The sequence below is a fragment of the Amycolatopsis kentuckyensis genome, assembly GCF_002155975.1.
GTDB classification, from domain to species: Bacteria; Actinomycetota; Actinomycetes; order Mycobacteriales; family Pseudonocardiaceae; genus Amycolatopsis; species Amycolatopsis kentuckyensis.
The window spans coordinates 1-7,502 of sequence record NZ_MUMI01000636.1; the positions used below are offsets into that span (position 1 = coordinate 1).

Annotated in this window: 7 protein-coding genes; 6 read left to right on the top strand and 1 reads right to left on the bottom strand. The window is 73.8% G+C overall.

Going from position 1 to position 7,502, the window contains the following annotated elements:
- The 4 genes from CCN39_RS44375 to CCN39_RS44390 form a co-directional block, all read left to right on the top strand.
- The coding region (locus tag CCN39_RS44375; protein WP_086852785.1) for a PIG-L family deacetylase at nt 1-600 on the top strand (600 nt) is incomplete at its 5' end.
- A complete protein-coding gene (locus CCN39_RS44380; protein WP_086852786.1) occupies nt 597-989 on the top strand; it encodes a hypothetical protein in 393 nt (130 codons plus the stop codon). The genes CCN39_RS44375 and CCN39_RS44380, both read left to right, overlap by 4 nt.
- Complete coding sequence (locus tag CCN39_RS44385; RefSeq protein ID WP_086852788.1) at nt 982-1,764, top strand: hypothetical protein; 783 nt, start codon at nt 982-984, stop codon at nt 1,762-1,764. Before CCN39_RS44380 ends, CCN39_RS44385 begins: the two co-directional genes overlap by 8 nt.
- Nucleotides 1,765-1,838: 74 nt before the next feature.
- Entirely contained in the window at nt 1,839-2,618 is a 780-nt protein-coding gene (locus CCN39_RS44390) for a hypothetical protein (RefSeq protein WP_086852790.1), read from the top strand.
- Between the two features lie 136 nt (nt 2,619-2,754).
- On the opposite strand, the gene CCN39_RS44395 is transcribed toward CCN39_RS44390, so the two are convergent.
- Nucleotides 2,755-3,516, bottom strand: coding sequence for a site-2 protease family protein (locus CCN39_RS44395; RefSeq protein WP_086852793.1), 762 nt, complete (start codon nt 3,514-3,516; stop codon nt 2,755-2,757).
- Nucleotides 3,517-3,780: 264 nt separating this feature from the next.
- Between CCN39_RS44395 and CCN39_RS44400 the strand changes: the two genes are divergently transcribed.
- Nucleotides 3,781-4,068 carry a WhiB family transcriptional regulator gene (locus tag CCN39_RS44400; protein WP_161790928.1) on the top strand — a complete coding sequence of 96 codons (288 nt, stop codon included), beginning with the start codon at nt 3,781-3,783 and terminating at the stop codon, nt 4,066-4,068.
- Between the two features lie 129 nt (nt 4,069-4,197).
- Nucleotides 4,198-7,461, top strand: a complete 3,264-nt coding sequence (locus tag CCN39_RS44405) for a glycosyltransferase family 2 protein (RefSeq protein ID WP_086852795.1) — start codon at nt 4,198-4,200, stop codon at nt 7,459-7,461.
- The last annotated feature ends 41 nt before the right edge of the window (nt 7,462-7,502 follow it).

Consider the following 7,502-nt stretch of genomic DNA (forward strand, 5'->3'; position numbering starts at 1 on the left):
GCGCTGGGCGTGTGGCGGCACCGCTACCTGGGCGGGCTCGGCCGGTGGCGCGATTCGGGCATGGCGGGCACGCCGTCGGCGTCGCACCCGAGGGCGTTCACCGGGGGATCCGCGGACGAGCAGGCCGCGCAGCTGGCGGAGCTCATCGACGAGGTCCGGCCGCAGGTCGTCGTCACCTACGACGCTTTCGGCGGCTACGGCCACCCCGACCACATCCGGGCCCACGACATCACCATGGCCGCGGCGCCGCGGGCGGAGTCGGTGGAGCGGGTCTTCCACACGGTCGCGTCGCGGGACGCGGTGCGCGCCGGCCTGGCCGCGCTGCGTGACCACGACCCCGTGTTCGACGTGCCGGAGGACGACGAGCTGCCCACGACGCCGGACGAAGAGATCACCACGGTGCTCGACGTCGCCGCGTACCTGCCCGCGAAGGTGGCGGCCCTGCGCGCGCACGCGACCCAGCTCGCCGTGGTCGACGACGGCCTCCTGTACTTCGCGCTCACGAACGAGATCGCCCAGCCGATCCTCGAGCGCGACTTCTTCGTGCTGGCCCACGGCCCGGCCGAGGGTGCGGCGGACGACCTGTTCGGCGGGCTGTGACGGTGGAGGAGCGGCTGACGCTCGAACGGGGGCTGCTGCTCGCGCTGCTCGTCGTCGACACCGTCCTGTTCGCTCTGCTGGAGCTGTTCTTCCTGCCGCTGCGGATCGGCGTGGTGCCGCTGCCGGTGACGGTCCTCGTGGGCGCCGTCACCACGCCGTGGCTGGTGTGGACCACCGCGAAGCTGGTGCGGCCCGCGCTTTCGTGGGTACCCCTGGCGGTGTGGGTGCTCGTCGTGTTCGGGGTCGGGATGCTGGGCCCGGGCGGTGACCTGGTGCTGATCCAGGACTGGCGGGCGTTGCTGCTGCTCGGCGCGAGCGCGCTGCCGGGTGCGATGGTGCTGGGCGGCGCGCCGCGCCGGACGGTGGGAAGGGGACCGGGACGTGGGTGAGGCGATCTCCGACCGGCAGGTCGTGGCGGTGCTGCGGCCGTTCGTGCGGGCGTGCGGGCCGATGCTGGACGCGCTGCGCGAGTCCGATCCGTTCGGCCTGCAGGCGCGGGCGTCGGAGGACCTGGCCGAGGTCGAGTCGGGGCTGAAAGCGAAGCTGATCCACGGCGTGACGTCGGTGAAGGTGCCGGGCACGGCGGCGTGGGCCCGCATGACGGGCTACGACCGGTCGAGCTGGTGGATGAACCGCGTCGGCCGCTTCACGGCGCTGCTGACGTCGATCCCCGGGCTGGGCGGCGCGCTGGCCGACCGCCTGCCGGTCCAGGACGCCCTCGGCGCGGCGTCCCAGGGCCTGCTGCTGTGCGCGATCGCGGGCGAGTACGGCGTCACCGACGTCGGAACGCGGGTGCGGCTCATCGCATGGGTCCTCTTCGAGCGCGAGATCGACCCGGAGCTGGCGGCGGGCAAGCACGCGGAGCACGACGAAGCCGCGGAGGCGGACGAAGCGGCGAAGCTGACCGAGGAACTGAGGGCGTCGGAGAAGAAGCACGGCAAGGCCACGGTGAAGGCGGCCGGGCGGACGCTGTGGCGGCTGGGCCGCGGGCTGCTGGGGATCACCGGGGAGCTGGAGAAACGCCCGCGCGGCAACCTGTTCCACCGGGCGCTCGGGATGCTGCCGGTCGTGGGGGCGGCCGGGGACTACCTCGGGGAGCGGTCCGGGCTGCGCGTGGTCTGGAAGCGGGCGCACGTCTGGCTGACCGAGCGCCGAACCCCGTAACACGGCCGGGCGCGGTGCCGACTCTGGCCAAGCCCGGCGCACCGGCGCCGGGCTCGGCGGCGGGAAGGAACACCGTGACGATCTCCGACGGGCAACTCGTGGCCGTGCTGCGGCCGTTCGTGCGGGCCTGCGGGCCGGTACTCGACTCGCTGCGGGACGCCGATCCGTTCGGCCTGCAGGCCCGCGCTTCGGAGGACCTGGCCGGCGTCGAGTCCGGCCTGAAGGCGAAGCTCGTCAACGGGGTGACGTCGATGAAGGTCCCCGGCACGGACGCGTGGGCCCGGATGTCCGGCCACGACCGGTCGAGCTGGTGGATGAACTGCGTCGGCCGGTTCGCGGCGCTGCTGACGGCGCTCCCCGGCCTCGGCGGCGCGCTCGCCGACCGGGCGCCGGTGCAGGACACGGTCGGCGCGGCGGCGCAAGGGCTGCTGCTGTGCGCGATCGCCGGGGAGTACGGCGTCACGGACGTCGGCACCCGCGTGCGGCTGATCGCCTGGGTGCTGTTCGGCCGGGACGTCCCGGCCGGGCTCGCCGCGGGCCACGACGAAGCCGCGGAGGCGGGGGCGGCCGCGCGGCTGACGGAGGACCTCGCCGCGTCGGAACGGAAGCACGGCAAGGCGACGGTCGGTGCCGCGGCGGGCACGCTGTGGCGGCTCGGCCGGAGCTTGCGCGAGCTGACCGAGGAGCTGGAGAAGCGGCCGCGCGGGCGGTTGCTGCAGCGGGCGATCGGCAAGGTGCCGGTCGTCGGGGTGGCGGGCAACTACCTGAGTGAGCGGTCGGGGTTGCGGGAAGCGTGGCAGCGCGCGCACGGCTGGCTCACCGAGCACGCGCCGCCTGCCGCGGCGCCGCGCTGATCCGGCTCTGGTTCGGCGCGGGCTGCCGCTCGCCGCGTCGGAACGGAAGCACGGCAAGGCGACGACCGGTGCCGCCGCGGACACGATCCTCCGGCGGCCTCGCGGTGATCTTCCCGCCCGGCGCCCGCGTCAAACCTCAGTTCCAGAACTGGAACACGCTGAAGCCGATCTTCGCGCCGTCCACGTACCCGCCGAACGCGTTGAAGATGGCGTAGGAACCTTCCCAGAGCGCGGTGTTCGCCGGGCGGAAGAGGAAGAGGACGGCGAACAGGATGATCGGCGCCCACGGCCGGATCCGGGCGCCGAACTCGCGCGCCTGCGGGGGCAGGTACGGCTCGATCGCGCCCCAGCCGTCGAGGCCCGGGATCGGCAGGATGTTCAACACGAACGTCACGACCTGCATCAGGGCGAGGAAGGACATCGCGATCACCAGGCCGCCCGCCATCGGGACCAGCGCCACCACCAGCGCCAGCGCCGCGCCCACCGCGAGGTTGCTCAGCGGGCCGGCCAGTGACACCCACGACGACGTTCCCCGTGACCGCAGCGCGCCGCGGTTGATCCAGACCGCGCCGCCCGGGAGCGGGATGCCGCCGATGAACAGGAAGATCAGCGGGAGCACGATCGACAGGACGGGATCGGTGTACTTGCGCACGTCCAGCGTCAGGTAACCCTTGTGGGCGACGCTGTAGTCCCCGCCGCGGTAGGCGACCATCGCGTGCCCGAACTCGTGCAGCGACAGCGACGCCACCCAGCCGGCGGCGACGAAGATCACCACGCCCGCGATGAGCAGCGGGTCGCGGTCGCGGACGAAAACGGTGGTGATGTCACCGAACGCGGCCATGGCGCCACCGGCGACGGTGAGCGCGAGGATGCCGAGGAAGACCGGGCTGGGGCGCACTGCTGACTTCTGCACGTGCTCCAGTCTTCCGTATGCCCGGTGTGAAGTTACCGGCGTGTCCCCTTGCGCGATCGGGCCGGAACGTCCCCCGAACTCGCTACTCCGCTTGACCTGACCGCACTACACGGGTGTAATCACAGTGATGTCATTCGCCGCCGAGAGGGGACGGCGAGTGTCGTTTCACCACCGCCAGCCTGGGGAGTGCTAGGGAGCGAGGAGGCGGACGTGCGGTTGGAAGCCGATGGGAAGGAATGGGGGCACGTCATGAGTTGGGGCGAGATCCCGGAGCAGGCTCTGGGAGATCTCACCGAGCTCATCGATGCCACCGAAGAAGAGCAGGATTGGCAGGAACGCGCCCTGTGCGCGCAGACGGACCCGGAGGCGTTCTTCCCCGAGAAGGGCGGCTCCACCAGGGAAGCCAAGCGGATCTGCCTGGGCTGCGAGGTCAAGGACGAGTGCCTTGAGTACGCACTGGCCCACGACGAACGCTTCGGCATCTGGGGCGGTCTGTCCGAGCGGGAGCGCCGGAAGCTGAAGAAACGTGCTGTCTAGGGCGAATCACCGGTGATGCTGGGCGTCACCGGTGATTTCCCGTGGTGAACACGGCGTGGGTTCACCATCGGGTGACGGAGAGGGGCCGTAGGGTGGCCGCACCGACTGCCGCCTGATCTGGAGCGTTCGTTGCCCCGCACCGCCGCGCCGCCCGTCCCGCGCACCGCGCCCGTTCTGGCCATTGTGGTCTGTCACGACGGCGAAAACTGGCTGCCGCTGGCGCTTTCCGCGTTGCGCCGCAGTACCGTCCGGCCCCGGCACGTGCTCGCCGTGGACACCGGCTCCACCGACTCGACCCCGCGGCTGCTCGCCGAAGCCGCCGAGGACCCCGGGCTCGACTCGTCCCCCGTGCTGTCCGGGGTCATCACGCTGCCGAGCGAAACCGGCTTCGCGGCCGCGGTCGCCGAAGCCGTCGGGCACGCCACCGAGCGCTGGGGCGACCCCGGTTCCTGGCTGTGGCTGCTGCACGACGACTGCGCGCCCGAACCCGACTGCCTCGAGCAGCTCCTCCAAACCGCCACGAAGGAACCTTCGGCCACCGTCCTCGGCTCGCTCGGTCTCGACTGGACCGACCCGCGGCTGATCGTCGAAGCCGGCCTGTCCACCGACGCCTCCGGTCACCGCCAGCAGGTCGCCACGCCCGGCGAGGACCCCGTCGCGGTGCTCGCCGTGCCCAGCGCCGGCTCGCTCGTGCGCCGCGACGCCTGGGACGACCTCGGCGGCTTCGACCCGGGTTTCCCGTTGCTGCGCGAGGATCTCGACTTCGGCTGGCGCGCGAACGCGGCCGGCGGCGTGGTCCTGTCCGTGCCGCTCGCCCGGGTCCGCCACGCCCGCGCCGTGACCACCGGACGGCGTCCGGCGGACGCGCTCCCCGGCGCCCTGGCCGCCGCGAACCGGGCCCACGGGCTGCGCGTGTTCCTGGTGAACTGCTCGCCGTTTTCCTTCTGGCTCGGCATGATCCGGCTCCCGCTGCTGGCGGTGCTGCGCGCGCTGGCCTTCGTCCTGCTGCGCCGCACCGGGGAAGCGCGGGCCGAGTTCGCCGCCGTTGCGTACCTCCTCAGTGGACGCGGCGGATTGCGCGCCGCTCGCGCCCACCGGCGGCGGAATCCGCGGCCGGGAACGGTTCGCGGGCTCTTCACCGGTCGTGGGACGCGGTTGCGCAACGCCGTCCGCGCCGGGGTCGTCGGCCTGGTGCGCCGCGGCGTCGAGAACGACGTCGCGCTCGGCCGGGTGCCCGAGACCGTGGAAACCGAGTCGGCGTGGGTGACGCCGGAAGCGCTCGACGCCCGCGAGAACCGTCCGGTCGGCCCCGAGGCACTGCCCGCGGGCGCACTGCGCGGAGTCAGCTCCCGCGGGTCCGGGTTGCGGCGGCCGGGCACGCTCGTCGCCGTCGCCCTGCCGGAAACCCCGGCGCCGGCGGCCGAAGACGCCACCGAAGCCGAAGAGCCGGAACCCGAACTCGTCTTCGTCGAAGTGAACCGCCGCCGCGTGCTGGCGGCGACGATCTTCGCGCCACCCGTGGTCCTGCTCGTCGTGCTGACCGCGCTCGGCCTGGTCGTCAACCGCGCCCGGCTCGGCCTCGACCTCTTCGGCGGCAAGCTGCTCCCGGTCGGCGGGCTGGGGGAGCTGTGGACGTCGTACCTGACGCCGTGGCACGCGATCGCGGGCGGCACCGGCGCGCCCGCGTCGGCCACCCTGCCGGTGCTCGGCACGCTGGGCGCGGTGTTCGCGCCGATCGGCGGGCCCGCCGCCCTGGTGGCGATCCTCCTCATCGGCGACATCCCCCTGTCCGCGCTGAGCGCGTACGCGGCGACGAGACGGCTTCGCGTGCGCCGCTGGGTCCGCGCGGTCGTCGCCGCGACCTACGCGCTGCTGCCGGCCGCGACCGCCGGGGTGGCACAGGGCCGCCTCGACGTCGTCGTGGTGCACCTCGCGCTGCCGCTGGTCGCCGCGGGCATCGCCGGGCTGCTCGTGCACGCGGACACGCGCTGGCTGCACGTCTCCGCGCTGTCGGCGTTCGGGGTGGCGCTGCTCGGCGCGTTTTCGCCGCTGGCGCACGGGCTCGCGCTCGCCGGGCTGCTGATCGGGTTCGTCGTGCTGCCCGCGCCGACCGGGCTGGCGCGCCGGATCGCGTCGGTCGGGATCGTGGTGCTGCTGCCGCTGGCGCTGCTGCTGCCGTGGCCGACCGTGCTGCTGAAGCACCCGGAACTGCTCGTGCAGGGCCTCGGCGGGGCGGCTTCGCCGGTCTCCGGCACGGATCTCGCCGGGCTCGACCCGGGCGGCCCGGGCGCCTGGCCGATCGGCGTCGCGGTGATCGCGGCGGCGCTGGTGGCGGTGGTCGTCCGGCCGACGAAGCTCGCGGCAGGCGGGCTCGCGCTCGCGGCGCTGGGCGCGGGCGGGCTGGTCCTGGTGCGGCTGGTGACGGCGCCCCCGCTGCAGGGCGGCGCGCCGTCGTACGGCTACGCGGGCGTGCCGCTGCTGATCGTCGGCGCCGGGCTGCTGTGGGTGGTGCTCGGATCGTGGCAGCGCGGCGGCAGCGGCGGCGTGCCGGCGACGTGGCTGCCGAAGGTGATGGCGGTGGCCGGGGTGGCGGTGTTCCTGGCGCTGGCGGCGGGCGCGGTGGTCGTCGGCTCGCAGGGCCCGCTGCGGGCCGGTGAGCGGCCGGCCCTGGCCCCGGAGGTCGCGGCCGAGCTGGCGGCGTCCGGCCGGTCGGTGCTCGACCTGGCCCCGGACGCGACCCGCCAGATCGGCGGCCGCCTCCCGCACCTCGGCGACGACGAGCTGGCCCCGACGCCCGGCACCTCGGCTCGCCTGACATCGTGGCGCACCAGCCTCGGCCAGGGCGACGCGGCGGCGGTCCAGGGCGCACTCGCGGCGGCGGCGGCCGCGGGCGTCCAGTTCGTGGTGCTCCCGCCCGGCGTGGACCCGAAGGCGTACCTGCCGCTGGCAAAGGACCTGCTCTCAGTGGCGGCCCCGACGTCCGACGGCCGCGGAGTGCTGCGCTTGTTGTCGCCGGCGGGCCAGGTGATCTTGATCTCGCCGGAACTGGCAAAGGCGGCGGTCACGGGCGGCGGCGCCCCGGGAAATTCGCCGGGCGTGGCACCGGTCCGGGCGGACCTGCCGGAGGTACGCGTCCGAGTGTCCGAAGGCCCAACGGGGCGCCTGCTGGTACTGGCGGCGGAGCAGGAGCCAGGCTGGAAGGCGACGGTGGCCGGCAAGCCGGTCCCGATAGTGCCGGCGTGGGGCCACCAGGTGGCGGTATCGGTGCCACAGGAATCGTCGGAGGTAACGGTGGAGTACCCGGGCACGGAAAGAAACCTCCTCCTGTTGGCCCAACTGGCAGCGGCCCTGTTCACCCTCCTGACGGCGGTCCCAGCCAGGCGACGCGCATAGCCGGAGGCGCGCTCGCCCAGTAGAGGAGCGGGGTGGTCATC